This is a genomic window from Bradyrhizobium sp. YCK136 (assembly GCF_044570075.1).
GTDB lineage: Bacteria > Pseudomonadota > Alphaproteobacteria > Rhizobiales > Xanthobacteraceae > Bradyrhizobium > Bradyrhizobium diazoefficiens.
In genome coordinates this window covers 799,765-816,162 of record NZ_CP172424.1, presented here as the reverse complement: position 1 = coordinate 816,162, position 16,398 = coordinate 799,765, and the positions used below count along the sequence as shown (strand labels likewise).

The 16,398-nt window shown below is 57.3% G+C and carries 15 protein-coding genes and 1 tRNA gene; 10 read left to right on the top strand and 6 right to left on the bottom strand.

Translation table 11 applies throughout. From position 1 onward, the window contains the following. Positions 1-68: 68 nt before the first annotated feature. On the top strand, positions 69-1,748 hold the full coding sequence (locus ACFLEY_RS03910; RefSeq protein WP_396604954.1) for a recombinase family protein: 1,680 nt from the start codon (positions 69-71) through the stop codon (positions 1,746-1,748). Here ACFLEY_RS03910 and ACFLEY_RS03905 read toward each other — a convergent pair. After that, positions 1,704-1,785: transfer RNA gene (locus ACFLEY_RS03905), tRNA-Ser, on the bottom strand. The two genes, ACFLEY_RS03910 and ACFLEY_RS03905, sit on opposite strands and share 45 nt — an antisense overlap. 76 nt (positions 1,786-1,861) lie before the next feature. Between ACFLEY_RS03905 and ACFLEY_RS03900 the strand changes: the two genes are divergently transcribed. Genes ACFLEY_RS03900 through ACFLEY_RS03890 form a run of 3 tightly spaced genes read left to right on the top strand, consistent with a single transcriptional unit; the run spans position 1,862 to position 3,887 of the window. Further along, the gene (locus tag ACFLEY_RS03900) at positions 1,862-3,124 is read left to right on the top strand and encodes a tyrosine-type recombinase/integrase (RefSeq protein WP_396604527.1); all 1,263 of its coding nucleotides are present in this window, start codon (positions 1,862-1,864) and stop codon (positions 3,122-3,124) included. A gap of 8 nt (positions 3,125-3,132) precedes the next feature. Beyond that, the gene (locus tag ACFLEY_RS03895; RefSeq protein ID WP_396604526.1) at positions 3,133-3,732 is read left to right on the top strand and encodes a hypothetical protein; all 600 of its coding nucleotides are present in this window, start codon (positions 3,133-3,135) and stop codon (positions 3,730-3,732) included. Further along, positions 3,717-3,887 (top strand): hypothetical protein, encoded by a 171-nt coding sequence (locus ACFLEY_RS03890; RefSeq protein ID WP_396604525.1) that lies wholly within the window; start codon positions 3,717-3,719, stop codon positions 3,885-3,887. Before ACFLEY_RS03895 ends, ACFLEY_RS03890 begins: the two co-directional genes overlap by 16 nt. Positions 3,888-4,012: 125 nt before the next feature. On the opposite strand, the gene ACFLEY_RS03885 is transcribed toward ACFLEY_RS03890, so the two are convergent. Next, a complete protein-coding gene (locus tag ACFLEY_RS03885; protein ID WP_038952271.1) occupies positions 4,013-5,281 on the bottom strand; it encodes an IS256 family transposase in 1,269 nt (422 codons plus the stop codon). 239 nt (positions 5,282-5,520) lie between these two features. On the opposite strand from ACFLEY_RS03885, the gene ACFLEY_RS03880 reads away from it, so the two are divergent. The 4 genes from ACFLEY_RS03880 to ACFLEY_RS03865 all read left to right on the top strand — a co-directional run bounded on the left by ACFLEY_RS03880 (position 5,521) and on the right by ACFLEY_RS03865 (position 8,276). Continuing rightward, entirely contained in the window at positions 5,521-5,859 is a 339-nt protein-coding gene (locus ACFLEY_RS03880; protein ID WP_396604524.1) for a hypothetical protein, read from the top strand. Next, on the top strand, positions 5,846-7,372 hold the full coding sequence (locus ACFLEY_RS03875) for a caspase family protein (RefSeq protein WP_396604523.1): 1,527 nt from the start codon (positions 5,846-5,848) through the stop codon (positions 7,370-7,372). Before ACFLEY_RS03880 ends, ACFLEY_RS03875 begins: the two co-directional genes overlap by 14 nt. Before the next feature lie 413 nt (positions 7,373-7,785). Further along, the gene (locus tag ACFLEY_RS03870; protein ID WP_396604522.1) at positions 7,786-8,142 is read left to right on the top strand and encodes a recombinase family protein; all 357 of its coding nucleotides are present in this window, start codon (positions 7,786-7,788) and stop codon (positions 8,140-8,142) included. After that, positions 8,085-8,276, top strand: a complete 192-nt coding sequence (locus ACFLEY_RS03865) for a recombinase family protein (protein ID WP_396604953.1) — start codon at positions 8,085-8,087, stop codon at positions 8,274-8,276. Before ACFLEY_RS03870 ends, ACFLEY_RS03865 begins: the two co-directional genes overlap by 58 nt. Here the strand turns inward: ACFLEY_RS03865 and ACFLEY_RS03860 are convergent. Together ACFLEY_RS03860 and ACFLEY_RS03855 are read right to left on the bottom strand one after the other, a co-directional pair. Continuing rightward, positions 8,247-12,290 carry a hypothetical protein gene (locus ACFLEY_RS03860; RefSeq protein WP_396604521.1) on the bottom strand — a complete coding sequence of 1,348 codons (4,044 nt, stop codon included), beginning with the start codon at positions 12,288-12,290 and terminating at the stop codon, positions 8,247-8,249. The two genes, ACFLEY_RS03865 and ACFLEY_RS03860, sit on opposite strands and share 30 nt — an antisense overlap. Before the next feature lie 368 nt (positions 12,291-12,658). Then, positions 12,659-13,788 (bottom strand): IS3-like element ISRj2 family transposase gene (locus ACFLEY_RS03855; protein ID WP_129557324.1). Its coding sequence is split into 2 segments (ribosomal slippage): positions 12,659-13,536 and positions 13,536-13,788, totalling 1,131 coding nucleotides; the frame shifts between segments, so codons are not numbered across the junction. Positions 13,789-14,354: 566 nt separating this feature from the next. On the opposite strand from ACFLEY_RS03855, the gene ACFLEY_RS03850 reads away from it, so the two are divergent. Together ACFLEY_RS03850 and ACFLEY_RS03845 are read left to right on the top strand one after the other, a co-directional pair. Then, a complete protein-coding gene (locus ACFLEY_RS03850; protein WP_396604520.1) occupies positions 14,355-14,711 on the top strand; it encodes a hypothetical protein in 357 nt (118 codons plus the stop codon). Between the two features lie 222 nt (positions 14,712-14,933). Next, the gene (locus ACFLEY_RS03845) at positions 14,934-15,185 is read left to right on the top strand and encodes a hypothetical protein (RefSeq protein WP_396604519.1); all 252 of its coding nucleotides are present in this window, start codon (positions 14,934-14,936) and stop codon (positions 15,183-15,185) included. Positions 15,186-15,195: 10 nt separating this feature from the next. Here ACFLEY_RS03845 and ACFLEY_RS03840 read toward each other — a convergent pair whose 3' ends face one another. Together ACFLEY_RS03840 and ACFLEY_RS03835 are read right to left on the bottom strand one after the other, a co-directional pair. Further along, positions 15,196-15,729, bottom strand: a complete 534-nt coding sequence (locus ACFLEY_RS03840; RefSeq protein ID WP_396604518.1) for a hypothetical protein — start codon at positions 15,727-15,729, stop codon at positions 15,196-15,198. 96 nt (positions 15,730-15,825) lie between these two features. Further along, positions 15,826-16,188, bottom strand: coding sequence for a hypothetical protein (locus ACFLEY_RS03835; RefSeq protein ID WP_396604517.1), 363 nt, complete (start codon positions 16,186-16,188; stop codon positions 15,826-15,828). Between the last annotated feature and the right edge of the window lie 210 nt (positions 16,189-16,398).

Genomic DNA, 16,398 nt, shown 5'->3' with positions numbered 1-16,398 from the left:
CATCACGTGAGATTCACGAATCGAACGTGAGAAGGCCGTCAGCCTAAAGGTGTCAGTAGAGTCCTCCGATGAACAAGCACGTATTTCGCAATTCGATTTCCAAACAAACTGACGCAGCAAAGCGCGTCGCGACCTACTACAGGGTCAGCACCGGACGCCAGTATGCCAACGAAGCGTCAATACCGAGCCAGCGGAAAATTACGGCAAGCTTCGCCGATCAGAACGGCTACGCCATCGTCGAAGAATTTGTGGAAGCAAAGACCGCGACCGATGATCGTCGGCCCGTGTTGCAGGACATGATCGAGCGCGCCTGTGCGCCCGATCACCCCTACGACGCGATCCTCTTCTATGCATTCAACCGGTTCTTCCGCAACGTCGCCGAGATGGAGTTGACGATCCGGAAGCTGCGCAAGCACAGCGTCGAGGTGGTCTCGGTCACACAGCCGACGGAGGACGATCCCAGTCAAATCCTCGTTCGTCAGATCATCGGAGCTTTTGACGAGCACACATCCAGAGAGATATCAAAAAACACAACACGCGCTATGCGCGAGTCGGCAAAACAAGGGTTCTGGAACGGTGCGACGCCGCCCCTCGGCTATCGGATTGTTGAGGCTGAGCGGCGCGGACAGAAGATCAAGAAGAAGCTCGACATTGATGCAGTCGAAGCCGAAACGGTTCGGCTGATGTTCAAGCTTTATCTTGAGGGCGACGGCAAGAGCGGCCCGCTCGGCGTCAAGGAGACGACGAAGTGGCTGAACAGCCATGGCCACCGCACCCGCCGCGGCGCGACCTTCGGTGTCGGGCCGGTCCACAAGATCTTGACCAACAGCTGTTACGCGACCGGACAATGGCCGTACGGGGTGCGCAGCTCGCGCGATGGCAGCAAGCATGACCCATCGACGGTAATCCATATTCCCATCCCGGTCCTGATCGAGCAGGCCGATTTCGACCGCGTCCAGGCAAAGCTCGCCCGCAGCAATCCCAAGACCACGCCGCCACGGGTCGTGAACGGTCCTTCACTGCTGACCGGCATCGCGGTCTGCGCCTCGTGTGGCTCTGGAATGACCCGGACCGGCACGACCAATCGACAGGGGCGCTCATACTCGTATTATTCGTGTGCGGGTTGCCAGCAGAAGGGGAAGTCCGCTTGCAAGGGCCGCCATGTGCCGGCGGCGACGCTGGATGAAATCGTCTTGACCAACCTCAAGCAGCGCGTGCTGGCGCCCGACCGCATCGCTGACCTCCTGAAGTTGCTGATCGAGCGCCAGGCCGCGAAGAGCGAGTCCGCCGACGGCCGGCTGCTGGCTCTGCAGAAGGAATTGAGCGATTGCGAAGATCGCCTGAAGCGGCTTTATCGCTCGATTGAAGACGGCATCGTCGAGCTCGACGATATCCTGCGAGAGCGCACTGCGGCTCTGAAAGCTCAACGGGACCGGGCCAAGGCGGCCCTCGATCATGCCCGCGCCCAATGCGGCATGGCGGCTGCCGTCACAGCGGAGAAGATCGACGCCTTCGCGCGACTGATGAACGCGAAGCTGGATGGCGGCGACACAAACACCCGCAAAGTCTATATCCGCTCCATCATTGACGCGGTCGAGGTCGACGACAGAGCCATCCGGATTATCGGCAGCAAGGATATCCTCCAAGCTGCCATCGCCGGCAAACAGACCGAGAACAGGAATCTTCTAGGTTTGGTACGCAAATGGCGCGCCCGGAACGATTCGAACGTCCGACCCTCAGATTCGTAGTCTGTATTTCCTCGTTGATTTTATTGGATAATTTCGCGATTTGTTGCATTTTTGTTGCATGAGTTCGAGGTTCGACGTAATACAACATGGTCACACGTGATGCGGGATCGGCCATGTCAATCAGGAAGCGTACCTGGAAGACCGCCAACGGCGATATTCGCACGGCATGGGTGCTCGATTACTTTGATCAGAACCGCAAACGACGCCTTCGCACCTTTGACCGTAAACAGGATGCAGAGAAGTTCGAGGCCACAACCCGCATCGAGATCGGTAAGGGCATTCACGTTGCCGATCGTGACTCCATCACGGTGAAGGAGGCAGGGGACATGTGGCTCGCTGAATGTCGCGCCGAAAACCTCGAACCGACGACCCTCGAGCAATACGACCAGCATCTTCGACTGCACATCGTGCCGTTCATCGGGTCAGAGAAGTTGTCCCATCTCAATGTGCCGCTCGTCAGTTCATTCCGAACCAAGCTTCGCGATGAAGGGAGGTCCCCCGCGATGGTCCGCGGAGTGATGGGATCGTTGGGTGCCTTGATCTCGGTCGCTCAACAACGCGGCCAAGCCGCGCACAATCCCGTCCGCGAATTGAAGCGATCACGACGGAAAGGCAACGCGAGCCAGCAGCGTCATAAGCCAAAGCTCAAAATTGGCGTCGACATCCCGACTCGCGACGAAGTTCGTGCATTGTTGTCGAAGGCAAAAGGTCGATACGGGCCATTGCTGATGACTGCCGTCGTCACCGGACTGCGTGCCTCCGAATTGCGCGGTTTGCGATGGGAAGATGTAGATCTAGACACTAAGAAACCCGAGCTGCATGTTCGACAGCGCGCTGATCGGCGCGGCGTCATCGGTCCACCGAAATCGGCATCCGGCTATCGCACGATCCCCTTGCCTCCTGACACCGCTCAAGTGTTGCGCGAATGGAGACTGATTTGCCCGAAGAAGCGAGATCACAAGAGGGATCCGGGCAAGCTGCACCTTGCCTTTCCGAACGGTGCCGGCAACGTCGAATTGACGGGCAACATCATCAAGCGTGGCCTGATCCCGACCATGATCGCAGCCAAACTCGTCGTACCAGCGCTCGATGAACACAAGAAAGTAAAGCGCGACGAGAGCGGAAAGGCGATCTTTGAACCCAAATATACGGGGATGCATGCCCTGCGGCATTTCTTCGCGTCATGGTGCATCAATCGCAAGGTCGATGGTGGTCACGAATTGCCACCGAAAATTGTGCAGGAGCGATTAGGTCATTCGACGATCGCGATGACGCTCGATATCTATGGACACCTCTTCCCGCGCGGTGACGACACCGCCGAGTTGGCGGCGGCCGAACAATCGCTGTTTCGCCCCCCTGAAAGAAGCCGCTCTTAAAAATCGCAATGCGAACTAGTTTTGCGCTGGAACGGCGTTCGCTCGCTCCCCTCCATTCAGGATTTGCCATGTCACGTGCGGCGGCCATTATCTTTGTGCTTTTTTGCGGTAGCGCTCACGCCACTGAAGCCGACAGCTTCGTTCAGTGGAGCTCGACAAAGTTCAAATCGATTCTCACCGAGATGGGCGCAGCGTCGGTCGGCTACGGTGGAAAGCTAATTTTGGGCAACTGTGCTCCGCCAGACGCGAGCGCTTTCGACCAGACCGTAAGAAGTTATCAAGAATTTGAGCGCGAGGCGCTCGCCCGAGCTGCAACGAAGTTCGCTGGTCGAGACCCCGACAGCGAATACGTGCAGCGAACGATCGTATCCACGCGCAACGCTTGGCGCAGAGCACTGTCAGGATCGAGAGCCCTTCAAGCCAAGAGCGCCTTCGACAGCAACTGCCTCGATTCTGCGGATCGCCTCTATCGAGAAGTCATCGATCTTGATGCATCGCCGCACGACGTGCAGTTGGCTCTGGTCGGAATGGGCGACATCCGTGAGCGTCGTCGGCAAAAGCAGCCAACCGATAGCTCCTTCGGGGGACGTTGGTGGAACGGCAAATAGACTGCACCTTTTTCAAGGCTCTTGCCGGCACCACGCAGAACGCTACCCATTCCGCCGGCGGGCTGCCGCTCAGCCTAGACCGCTACGGGCGGACGGTGGCAACTTTCCAGGTGCGTGGCGCGGATTTGCGCGAATGGCTGGTCGAGCCGCCTTAGCTTCGATTGGCCCGAACAGTCGGCAGGCATGTATGGACGGCGAGAAGCCGGACCGGGCGGGCCGGGTATATGGTGGGGGTACTACGTCGAGCGAGCTATGGCTGATTTTGGGTGACGCGGCCTGATCAGGCGGCGTGGCTTTCAGTGTTCGGAATGACTTCGATTCCGTCGATGAACTTTACACCGGCGATGACTTTCGGCAACTGGTTCGTGCTCTTCAATCGCCGCCAGGTCTTCGATGCGGCGTCGATGAGCTTGAACACCATCAGCTTCGCAGTTTGTTGCGACAGCGATCCCTTGGTCCGCACCGTTCGGTGGCGCACCGTGGCGAAGACGCTCTCGATCGGGTTCGAGCTGCGTAGGTGGATCCAGTGCTCAGCAGGGAAGTCGAAGAAGGCGAGCAGCGCATGGCGATCCTTGATCAGGCACTCCACCGCACGTCCGTATTTGACGTGGTATTTCTCGACGAAGACGTCGATCGCGGTTTCAGCTTCGGCCCGGTGTGGGGCCAGATAGATGTTCCGCAGGTCGTTCTTCATGGGGCCCTGCACGGATTTGGCGACCTTGTCGAGTACGTTGCTCACTTTATGGCACCAGCATCGTTGGTGCCGCGTGCCGGGAAAGGCCTCGTCCAGTGCCTTCCAGAAGCCGAGGGCGCCGTCGCCGATGGCGAGTTGCGGGGCAATCCGTAACCCGCGTTGCCGCAGGTCGATCAGGAGTTCGCGCCAGCTCTGCGCGCTCTCGCGCACGCCGACCTGGAAGCCGATCAGCTCCTTCTTGCCTTCCGGCGTGGTGCCAATCAGCACCAGCATGCATTCGCTGTGATCTTCCATGCGGGCCTGCAGGTACACGCCATCGGCCCAGATGTAGACATAGCGACGCGCCGACAGATCGCGTCTCTGCCAGCGTTCGTACTCGACCTGCCAATCGGCCTTCAGGCCGGCGATCACCGAAGGCGACAGGTTCGGCGCATCCTTGCCGAGCAGCGCCGAGAGCGCCTCCTGGAAGTCGCCGGTCGAGATGCCGCGCAAATAGAGGACCGGGATCAAGGCATCCAGGCTCTTCGTCCGCCGCGCCCATAGCGGCAGGATTGCCGAACTGAAGCGGAGGCGGTCGCCTGGCCCGCTCGCTCCGCGGTCGCGGACCTTGGGACGAGCGACCTCCACCGGACCGATGCCGGTCGCAATCTCGCGCACCGGACCGTGCCCATGTCGGACCAGGCGCGCTCGACCGTCGGGCAGCGTCAGATTGGCCGTGCTGGCCAGAAACGCGCCAACCTCGATCTCGATCGCCCTGGCAAGCAGGTCCCGCGCGCCGGCTCGAACGATATCGGTCAGTGGATCATCAACCGCGGACGGCTGACGGAAAGCAAGAACATTGGTAGTCTCGGTCATGGCGTATCGCTCTCCTCGAGAGGTTCTGGCAGGCTCGTCACCCGCCTCGATACGCCGCCTTCCTCACACCGTCATCACCCAGATTCCGCCATAGCTCACGTCGAGCCATGGCTATTCATACCAGAGGCCAGCCGGCCGCTTGTTTGGTAGTGACGAACGAGCATCCCAATTCGGCCGACTCAATTGTTGCTTGCGTTTGGTCCGAAATTCCCGCAGCATGAGGACCTCGGAGAGTGACTATGTCCAATGAGTTTCGGATCAGCTTTCCTGAAGCAAGCTCGGCCGAGCGTTCTCGCTTGGCGGCGAGGCTAGAGACTGCGCTCTTGGCTGTCGAGGGACTTCAGGTATCCTTAGTGAAGGAAAGGTCCGACTCACAAGACGCAGGCACGATCCTCTCGATTGTGTTGAGCGCTCCCGCGATCGCCCTTTCAATAAAAACATTAGCCGCGTGGCTTGTTCGAAATAATCAGACCAGCATAACCATTCAAAAGGCTGATGGGGCGGTCATCATTCGAAATATGCGAAGCGAGGACGCACCAAAGGCCATAGAGGCCTTGAAAGAAATTGTCGGCACCTGATTCCATTGGCGATTTCTATGCGATCATCTTAGGCGCGAGCAGCTGGCCTAAAGCGCCTCAGCTCACGGCCTCGCACCTGTTTTCAAATTCAGCAAAAGCCTTCAAGCAATACCTAGTTCATCCATCTGGATTATCGGTGAGGTCGGACCATCTACTCGATCTCTTTGATGACAATCGATCGTTCAGTGAGATCGATGAGGAAGTTGAACACTTTCTAAGGACAGCGGCAGCACGATCAGGCCATGAGATAAAAAATCTGGTCCTTTACTATACCGGCCATGGTGTTTTCTCAGAGGGGGACCTCAAATATTGCCTTGCCGTAAAATCCACCAGGATCGGAGCTCTCGGCGCTTCGGCCTATCGGGTTAACAGCTTGGCTAGAACGCTAAACCGCGTCGCCCCAGATGCCCGCAAATTCATAATCATCGATGCCTGCTTTGCTGGCGCAGCCCAGCCCGACTTCATTCCGCAAGGACCAGTCGCGGAGCGGATGGAAGAGCAGACGATGGCAGGTTTCGCCGAAAGTGGAACGGCGCTTCTATGTGCGGCGAGCGCTGCGGACGTCGCCCTCGCCCCTGTTTTTGGAACTTACACGATGTTCAGCGATGCCTTGTTGAATGTCATGCAAAGCGGCTCGCCTAACCGAGGAGCCTATTTGTCGTTTGATGACATCAGAACTTTGGCTACCCAGTTTATAAGAAAAAAACACCAAGACGATGCCGTCCTCCCAGAAGTACACGTGCCGGACCAAAGGCGCGGAGACCTTGCAAGTGTCAAATTCTTGCCCAATCCCGCGACTTCCGGAGAGCGTCGAAAAGCTCCAAGTTGGCGGGCGACCTATCACAGCTATTTGGGAAACTTGGCTCAAATCGCACTCAAGAATCCCGTTCGATCTAGTGTAGCGGCCGGGGTCGCTTCGGCACTTGCTTCCTATTTGGTAACGCATTCGGGCCTTCAATTGATCCCGCGTGAAAACATGCCGCTGGAGCCGGGGGTAATTTTTGGGGCAGTTCTCGCCCTCTGGCTGTACTTGTTCGGGTCTCGCAAGAAACGTCTCCTAATGGCGACCATTGTGCTTGTGACGCTCGGATGGTACGTGGCCATTAATGCAACGCTGGCGATTTTCAACGAAATTCCAACAACCCGCGTATCGCCTCCCATCGCGGAGACCGATGGAGGTCAGCCGCAGATCAGTGACGGCACGCCTGATAATCGAGAGGCCGTTGTTCAGGAATTTCGGTTTACGTTGTTTATTGCTGGACTTGGCGGAGGATTCATCGGTGCAATTTCTGTAGCGTTGTCCGCGTCTCTCAATCGGAGAAACTTTCGCCGGGTTGAGCCTTGGGCGCTAACCCTGTTGACCGGGACTATCATCGGCGCAGCCGGAGTGCAGATTTTCCAATTTTTTGATTTAAAACCGGGGGGTGGGGATTTGCAATATTTGATCTTATTCTTGTTGTGGCAACCTAGTGTTCTATTAGTGGTATGTTACTCGCTCCAACCGCGCGACTGACGCGATAATCGGTTGCCGGCCGAAGAGCGATTGCTCGCGAATGCTTTAGCAATCCCAGCACCCAATCCCGAAATAATGAGAACGGACATCCTCTCCTTCGCTTCATCCTCTTGTTCTGGGCTTGCTCAGCCGCGCCCCCAAATTAGATTTGCGTGGAAGATTCAGCTCTGAAACATTCAATGCAACGACCGTTGCACGATATGTTCCGGGGCAGTTCATGAAGCCAAATCGCTATATCGCCTACTACCGCGTTTCGACCCAGCGCCAAGGGCGATCTGGCCTCGGTCTAGAGGCTCAACGAAAGGCCGTAATTGACCGCCTATGCGTCGGCGCTCAGCTCGTAGCCGAATACACGGAAATCGAAAGTCCTAGCAGCTTGCCGACTGCATCGCGCCACCCTGATCATTGCCAAATTGGATCGCCTCGCCCGAAATGTAGCTTTCGTGTCCAACCTCATGGAGGCGGGAGTCGAGTTCGAGGCAGTAGATTTTTCGCAAGCGAATAAGCTCACGATCCATATCCTCTCAGCGGTGGCGGAGCATGAAGCCAAGATGATATCTGATCGCACGCGGACCGCGCTGGATACTGCAAGGGCCCGGGGAACCCGTTTAGGCGGGTACCGTGGTCGTGCAGGAACCTGCAACGACCTCGCAAAAGCGCGGGCTGCCCGAAGCGCCAAAGCAGACCGCCGGCCTCTGATCTCGTTGCTACTATTCAAGCAATCAGGGCCGATGGCGGGTCTTCTCTTGCTGACCTTGCCGCAGCGCTAAACGCTCGAGGCATCACTGCGCCTCGCGGAGGCAAGTGGCGTCCGGCCCAAGTGAGACGGGCCTTACAGCGCAATCCCCCACCGCTTCCTGTCGAGCTTCGCCTTTCACCTGTCAGCGGCAGAGATTTCCCTTAGCTGTGTCTCATACTCGACGCCTAAAGGGGACCCAACAGCCTCTCCACTCGTCAGCAGGAGTGAGGCGATAAAGGCGTCATTCATTTTCTTTCCCGACAGGCTCACTCTAATCGCAGGCACAGTCTGCATCGGACGCCACAGCCGAAACGCCTCTTCGGCAATGACATTCTGCCATTGTCTCTCCAGCCAATTCGCTAGAACTGGGATAAGCGTTTTCCGGAAAATTGATTGCCGAATTCTTTCGAACAGCCTCAATCCAACTTCCCACAATCTGCGGGGCTCTAAATGGCTCCGCGACCATATGAGGGTAATAGCTTCAGTTACAGTCTGGTCTAAGGGGGCGAGAGGCGCGTTTACACCGCACCATTTATCGACCACGCATTTGCCAGGATAGCTTTCGCCGAAAACTTCCGTGAGGTTCTTCTGAAGGTCAATAGCAGGGTTGGTCGCGCCCCCTAACGCAGCGGCTACTCCAAAGGCAATGAGAGCGTCCACCGCCACGCCCTCAACATGTGGGTCGGCCAGCTCAGCGGCTGCAAGAGGCCGAACCTCTCCCCTTGGTGGTGCCATGGGATTAAACGTAGCGCGAGCGGCTAACCGCTCCCTGCGCACATGTTCCGCGCCAGCCAGATAATCCGCCAGATGTCGCGCGAAGCCCACGCTGTCCGCGCTGAGCACATCCAACGTGATAGAGCGCTGTCGCAGCGCGATCTCCATCAGCAGGATGGGGCCATCCCGGAGGTGCGAGCGCAGCGATTTCACGACGCCAGCATCGCACTTAGACGAAATCTCTGCCTCAGCTAACATATACCAAGCAAGGTCCAGTGGGCCGAGCGGCAAATCCGCAACGGAAGCCGTAGGATCTGGGTTGCTACACGCGCCCGGCAACATCTCGATCGAGTTGTCAGCGATCAACAGTGCTTGCTTGTCGACACGCGACTTTAGCCAAAGCACCGTATGGCGCACCACACGATGACAGTATCCGGAGCGCAACGATCCTTCCGGATCGATCTCTTCCAACCGTATCAAACACGATGCCATCGCTTGAAGCGCCGCTTCTAATTCGCCCGTTTCGATGAGTGCAACCGCACGATCGGCCTCGAGGCCGATTGCCATTGCCTGCATATCACGTGCCTCCGCCGCGGCAGCAGACTTTTCCGCCTCTCCAAACCAGGCTCCGGCTTGCGTCCAATCCTTCGTTTTTGCGGCGCTGATTGCCGCTTCGCGCATTGCAAATGCCCGGTCACTCGGGCTGTCCCGGCCGACCACATCCGCTATCCCGTGCAAGATCTTAACCGATTCCTGATGCTTGTCATGCCGCCAGAACACCCTCGCACGTGCACGTGCGATCGCCACATCCTCATCCACTGCCGCAACAGCTTCGTCGAGCGCTGCCAATGCACCCGCTTCATCGTTCATATACTCATCGAACATCACAGCGCGCGCCACATAGCATTGAACCGCAAGCGCTCGGAGCTTCCATTTCTGTGCCAGGAGCGCCATTCGCTCGTAACGCTCAGCGGCATCGGCTGGATTCAGCTCATTGCGGCGCGCCTCGGCTGTCCACGGCGGATTGACTAACAACGAATAGTCGAACGGATTGCCTTTAAACGCTTCAAGCCACAGGGACCGATCCGCATCGCTCAGGCGGTCCATGTCGACCAGGATCTCCTCAAGTCGCCTAACCGATTGCAAGTGGCTGCAACCAACGTTGAAGATGAATCCATAGAAGGTTAGTCCAGCATCTTTTGACGCCTTCTCTGCTCCTTCTTTTAGTTCTCTGAGGATCGGATTTGTTTTGGCCAGGGCTCGGGCTCGCTGCAACAACTCGACCCAATTCGACACCGATGAGGCAATACCAAGCGTGGTCAAGATTGATACCAAAGCAATCGGCTCTAAGAGGCCGCGCAGCGTTTCATCCGTCTCCTCACTTGCCTCGCGCAGGAGCGCATCGACGCAGGCTACCGTATCTTTTGGCTCCTTTTTGCTGGCGACGAGCTTGAACTGGGCCATTCGCAGCATAACCGATACCGCGCGGTTCTGCGGGAAGATGGGCTGATCTGTTCGCAAAAGCGGGAGCATGAAGAACTGCTCCTGCAGTAGCTCCGCTGCCTTCGATTCTGCGGTCAAAACGGTGTGTGCCAGGACGAACAGACTATGCTCTTCTTTGCCCAGGATCCCATGCATCAAGATCCCGTTGGCGTCAGTTGCGTTGATACGGCGCTTTGCAAGCATCTGAATAGCTATGGCGGCATGTATCGACTGCCGCACCTCAGAAGTCAGCATGCCTTGGCCAGCGTTGGCCGCCAGCGGCGAAACTCGAAGGACGTCCTTACCGGTTACCTCGACCCACGGCCCGATGAGGCTATCCAGCAGTTCCCCCGCGCGTGGGATTGGAGGCGGCGTCTCGGCGACCTTCAAGGCGAGTGAACGATCGAAGCGGCCAACGATTAGACTCATGCGGTAGAGAAGATTGCGAGCATCTTCCGACAAAGCAGCAACCATGCTGCGGCGGGAAGCCTCCCGTTCCGCATCGGTATCGTCCGAAGCAAAACCTCGAATTACGACCTCGCGCACCTCGGCCCAAGGCCAGCCGCGCGCAGCCATCCCCATGACGAACGCATGGACAAGCTGGGGATGACCTTGTGCACCTGCGGCGAAAGCGATTGGTCCCCACACATCAGGATCACCGCCCGCGACCTGAACAATTTCATTCGCCTCTGCCTCTACGAGATAGGGAACCTCGATAACAGCCGTGGCATCAAGGCCAATTTCGGTAAGGGTCTTTTGAGAAGGGCGGCGGTAGGCCGTAACGATCGCCAAACGATCCCGACGCCGCAAAGCTTGCACGCATCGGACAAAAGCGGCTCGTGCCTGCCCATCTTCCATCTGATTGAAATCATCGAAAATCAAACAGTCAAAGTTAAGAGTCCCGATGCGTCCTAGCGTAAGGCCCAGCCGGTGGACAGCGTCTGGTGGGTCGGCATCTCTTAAATCGACAGTGACAAAGCCGAATGGATTTTTGGTTGCGACCTCACGGGCAATGAGGGATTTACCGAGTCCGCTACCGCCCACCAAGATAGCGCACCCCTTTTGCACCAGTTCGTCCTCGACCTGGGACGCCAACGATCGTCTGGCAATGATGCCGCGCGGAGTGGCAAGGTCAGAGCTTGGGATCAGCCATCGGGTATCGACCACCGATAAAACGGCGTCCAGGGATTGCCCGCCCGCTAAGGCGACTGCAAGCGCGGCTCCCAAATCCAGCACGGACCCAGCGGCTTTACGCGGCACGCTTATGCGCGTTGCCCCATCGATTACGCTGTAAAGCTCGGCCCTTGTCAGAGCGCGGTCTGAAGCGTTCTTGAGTACACTTTTCTTAAGAACCTGGTGCATCAAAACATTTGCGAGTTGCCGAGCTTCCGTCGCCGGAAGATTGAACCGATCACGGCCAAGAACGACCAGGCGCTCTTCGATTTCCTCCGTGATCCCTGCGAGGTCGGCTTGCTGAGTATCCCAGTGGATTCGTTGAAGCAGATCACGGCGGAGCGCTTCATCGTCGCGTAAGGTCACGAAAGTCCGCACATCAGCGGAAAACCTATCGCTGGCCAGGATGGCGCGCAACGGAGCAACGTCCGCACTTGCAGCAGCTTGCCGCCAGTAGATGAGGCCCGGCAATCCCCCAGGGCGATCAGAAACTCTATGCTCAATCCCAACTGAAGACGTGGTGAGATACCGCAATTGAACTATGCGGCTTTTGTTGCCAGCGGCAAGCACAACAAAGGCGTTGATGGCTTCCCGTACAGCTTCGGTGTTGAGGGTAACTGATCCTGACTCGGCCGTATCCTTGACCTGGACAGCGTTCAGCGACTGCTCGGCCACTGTTGCGTAGTCCTCGGCAACTTCCAGAAACAGACTGCCGGTCTCGCCAAGATCAAGCCAAGCGAGCGTGGCGGCAGCGACCTGATAAGCATAGCCCCTCAGAGACGCAACCGCTTGCCGCTCCGCCTCGCCCACCGGGGGCTCGTCGATGGATGCGCCAGGAGTAAAGGGGCCAGCGCCGCTGGGATACGTGGTCAAGAATCAAGCTCACCGATTGAAGTGGAGGCAATCATAGCGTGCGTTTGGTACCGAACAAGCGCGTCCTTCGCGACGACTAGTCAGGGCTTCCAATGTCGCGAGCTGCGTCGAAACCGTGGCCCTGTACTACCCCCTCCCTATCTGTAACAGTGCAAAGATAGAGCTGGCCCCGGTTGTTTGGACAGCGCCCCGCTGGATTTAAGTGGATTCCTGCCGGGTTATGCTGAACGCGGGGCTTTACGGTTTTGTCGTTGCGTCGGGAGGGCGTAGCCCGACCAGAGCGACGACAAAACCGTCGGCGACGGTCATGCGGCCATCACCATAGCTTGCGTGCCGAAGTAAGCCTCGTCGGGCGTGCGCCCGTCAAGGCTCGAGTGAGGGCGTCCCTGATTGTAGAAGGCCAGATACTTGGCAATTGACGCTCGCGCCTCGGACACGCTGTCGTAGGCGCGGAGATAAACTTCTTCGTATTTGACCGTGCGCCAGAGCCGCTCGACAAACACGTTGTCGCGCCAGGCGCCCTTGCCGTCCATGCTGATGGCGATCTTCGCGTCCAGCAGCACATCGGTGAACTCGAGGCTGGTGAACTGGCTGCCCTGATCCGTGTTGAAAATCTCGGGCCTGCCGTGCTTCGCCAACGCCTCCTGGACCGCTTCGACGCAGAAGGCCGCCTCCATTGTGATCGAGACGCGATGGGCCAGGACCCGTCGGCTGAACACATCGACGACCGCCGCGAGATAGACGAAGCCACGCCGCATCGGAATGTAGGTGATGTCCATTGCCCACGCATGGTCGGGCCGCTCGATCTTCAATCCGCGCAACAGGTACGGGTAGATCTTGTGACCCGGAGCCGGCTTGCTCGTGTTCGGGCGACGATAGACCGCCTCGATCCGCATGCGCTTCATCAGCGTCGCGATGTGGCGGCGACCGGCGTATACGCCCTCCCGCCGCAGCAACGATCGCAGCATACGCGCTCCCGCGAAGGGATAATCGAGATGCAGCTCATCGAGCCGACGCATCAAGGCAAGGTCCTCGGCCGAAACTGGCCGAGGTTCATAGTAGACCGTGCTGCGAGCCAGCTTCAGGACCTTCGCCTGGCGCACGATAGAAAGATCATGACCGCGGTCGATCATCGCTTTGCGCTCAGCAGGCCCGCCTTGGTGAGCGCGCCGGACAAAAAATCGTTTTCCAACGCCAGCTCGCCGATCTTGGCATGTAACGCCTTCAAATCGACCGGCGTCTCGGCCGATGTCTTGTCATGCCCAAACACGCCGGCGGCGCCTTCCAGGAGCTGGTTTTTCCAGATCGTGATCTGGTTCGGATGAACATCAAACAGTTGCGCCAGCTCCGCCAGTGTCTTGTCGCCTTTGACCGCAGCCAAAGCAACCTTCGCCTTGAATGCCGGAGAATGCGTCCGGCGGCTCTTCTTCGTCATCTTCGCTCCTGATTCGCAGCAAGAATCCTCGCCGCTGTCAGGCAGAAAATCCACTCAAGCTACTGTCCGAATTTGCGGGGCCAGCTCTAGCGGACTTCAAGTTGTTTGGATTTGAGCCGGTTTGCGACAATATGAACAAGAATGAATAGGTAAACTGATTTAGAGAGGGCGCTGATGCGCCTACCCGGCGCAGATGATGTTCCCCGCATCCATAAACGGGCAGCGTCCCCAGCCCTCCCTAATTGAGGCACAGAGGGGTTCAATCCGGATAGAGGCATATGGATAGCGTGCACGATCAGGTCTGTGAGCCTTCAGACCGCAAGTATCTCTCGCAGTTGACGATCGAATTTAGGTTGATTGCCTTGCACAGGATGATTGGTACTGGAACGGCCGCTCGGTGCTGTGATGTCCTCCTCAATTGCGGTACTGCTTGACGTCAGTGTCTTCCGCTGCTGGGAATGCGATATGTGTTCGTCGCTCGTCCTCTCGATTTTCTACGTCGGGACGTAGCCATACGATGGCAGCATCGCTCATTACATCTCGCGCCCCAGTTGGAGGAGGTAGAAATGTCCGACGAAATTGTCGATCAATCCGATGATCACATCTCCATAGACATCGGCCTAATTCAATTGGTCAACGAGGAAGGGCAAACGCTGATCCAGAAGGACTACCGCGTCGGCGGCGAGGTATGGCGCGTTCACAAATACGATCCCGACCCATTACCATCTGCCCCTCACGCGCACTGCATCGATGGCCGAAAGCGGTTCGGCTATAAGCTCCATCTCGGTACCGCCGAAGTGTTCCATAGCAACAATGACCCGACTGGATATCGGCTGGAGCGAAAATACTTCCTGCGGCTGTGCGAGCTAGTGTCTAAGAAGTTTCCGCACCTGGTACTGCCTCTCGCGACCTCAGCCGAGTGATCCGCATAATCGGTCCGGCTGTTTTAGGGGATGAAGTTGGTATAGCCGGAGCCGCTCAGGGGCGGCGTGCCGCATCCAGGCCACGACTGCGGAACGTCGCTCGTCGCCGTCAATTGTAATTCGTCAGCACGTAACAAGAATATTCTGCTTGGTTTTAACTAGTTTAACTACAGCGGCAGCCGGTATTAGGAGGGTCGTGCAAACCGAAATAGGAGTTTCACGATGTCAGCCTACGATCCACTGCGACGTTATCTGATGGCTAGCCAGTCCGATCTTGTCGTTATGGACTTTCGCGAGATCGAGGAAGTGAACTGCAGGCCGTTACCCTCGTCCGCCCATAGGTATCCAGCCTGGTGGGCTAACGAAGAACCCGACAAGACTACTCATTCCCACAGCCGCGCATGGATGCTGGCTGGCTATGCCGCGACACCCGAACTGCTTCGGCGGCGGGTCACCTTCAAACGCCAGCGCTAGGTGCCGACGGTCACCAATCCATTACATTGCGCAGGGTGTTGATCGCATGCGGTGGCTTACCCTTCATCGCTGCATTTGAAGTGATCCCGCCGATCCCCACTCCGTCCAGCCACGCCGTATGTTTTCGGTTCAAAAGAGCCGGATTTTTTCGCCGGCAGATAAATATCATCAGCGCTTCGAGTGCCTGAAGCCAATCTCTGCGAGGCCGGGCAAATCCGACCTGTTTCTCCTTCCGCTTTCCGAGGAGGTGGAGACAGATTGTCCCCTTCATCCAACCGTTGCGGCTATCAAGCTGCGAAATCATGCGTAAATTGCGTTGGTTAAATACCTCTTTGCTAAATTTCTGCTTAGTCGTGAGGCCGACGTAGATTGGTTTATAATTCCGACCGTTACGCAGAGAGAAGATATAGATTCCTATAGCGTCCGAGAGCCTGCCTCCTGCGGCCTGATTGACATAATCCCACCCATCTTTCTGCCAAGCGTTTTCAAATACTCGGTCTCGGTCAATTTCATATGGTCCGAACACCTCGAACGTCTTCGTCATGAACGGGATACCTCGCTTTATGAAACACGATTGGTTGGAAGCGCCACCGTGGGAGCAGCTCCAGAACACGATGCCAATTTGGCATCTCACTAGCTCTCACTTCTTGGTCGGTCCCCCGATTGGCTCCTCGTTCAGGTACCGCAAAAATTCCGGTGCAAGTAGCTTGCTCCCAATCAGGACAAATGCATCGACCGCCGCAACGAGCAATTTCACGTCCAGACCTTTGGTCGAGGCGGCTACCAGGAACGAAAACGCTACCAGATAAAAGATCGTCACCAGAAGCAAGATCAACCCCAAAAAGCCGAGATCGAGCGCATCCTGCTCTGTTTCGGCGTGGTAGGCGCTGTACCAGAAGAACAGGACGATCAGTGCGATCGTAACAAGGAAGGCTAGTCCGAGCCCCGCTCCGAACCATTGCCAGGCGTCCTTCGTGAGAGCTTCGGACTCCAACATCAGCATCTCATCCCCCAATATGTGTATGCTATCGTGCTGCGTCAATCTTAGGCTGAAATTGGTCGCGTGTTCAACGGGCCACCCGAAAAGGACGAACGATCGACGGGCTTCGAGGGTCTTCCGGCTTTGGAGCTTATAACTCCAGAACCTCGCATTCGAACGCCACGCGCGGCGAAGACTTTGATCTCGTCGACGCCGCCGATCTGCCTGCTCGTG

What these genes read in the sequence shown, in the direction of transcription:
- ACFLEY_RS03845 (WP_396604519.1), top strand. Translation starts at nt 14,934, where the DNA reads ATGTCAGCCTACGATCCACTGCGACGTTATCTGATGGCTAGCCAGTCC.
- ACFLEY_RS03850 (WP_396604520.1), top strand. Translation starts at nt 14,355, where the DNA reads ATGTCCGACGAAATTGTCGATCAATCCGATGATCACATCTCCATAGAC.
- ACFLEY_RS03840 (WP_396604518.1), bottom strand. Translation starts at nt 15,729, where the DNA reads ATGACGAAGACGTTCGAGGTGTTCGGACCATATGAAATTGACCGAGAC.
- ACFLEY_RS03880 (WP_396604524.1), top strand. Translation starts at nt 5,521, where the DNA reads ATGTCCAATGAGTTTCGGATCAGCTTTCCTGAAGCAAGCTCGGCCGAG.
- ACFLEY_RS03885 (WP_038952271.1), bottom strand. Translation starts at nt 5,281, where the DNA reads ATGACCGAGACTACCAATGTTCTTGCTTTCCGTCAGCCGTCCGCGGTT.
- ACFLEY_RS03910 (WP_396604954.1), top strand. Translation starts at nt 69, where the DNA reads ATGAACAAGCACGTATTTCGCAATTCGATTTCCAAACAAACTGACGCA.
- ACFLEY_RS03835 (WP_396604517.1), bottom strand. Translation starts at nt 16,188, where the DNA reads ATGCTGATGTTGGAGTCCGAAGCTCTCACGAAGGACGCCTGGCAATGG.
- ACFLEY_RS03895 (WP_396604526.1), top strand. Translation starts at nt 3,133, where the DNA reads ATGCGAACTAGTTTTGCGCTGGAACGGCGTTCGCTCGCTCCCCTCCAT.
- ACFLEY_RS03900 (WP_396604527.1), top strand. Translation starts at nt 1,862, where the DNA reads ATGTCAATCAGGAAGCGTACCTGGAAGACCGCCAACGGCGATATTCGC.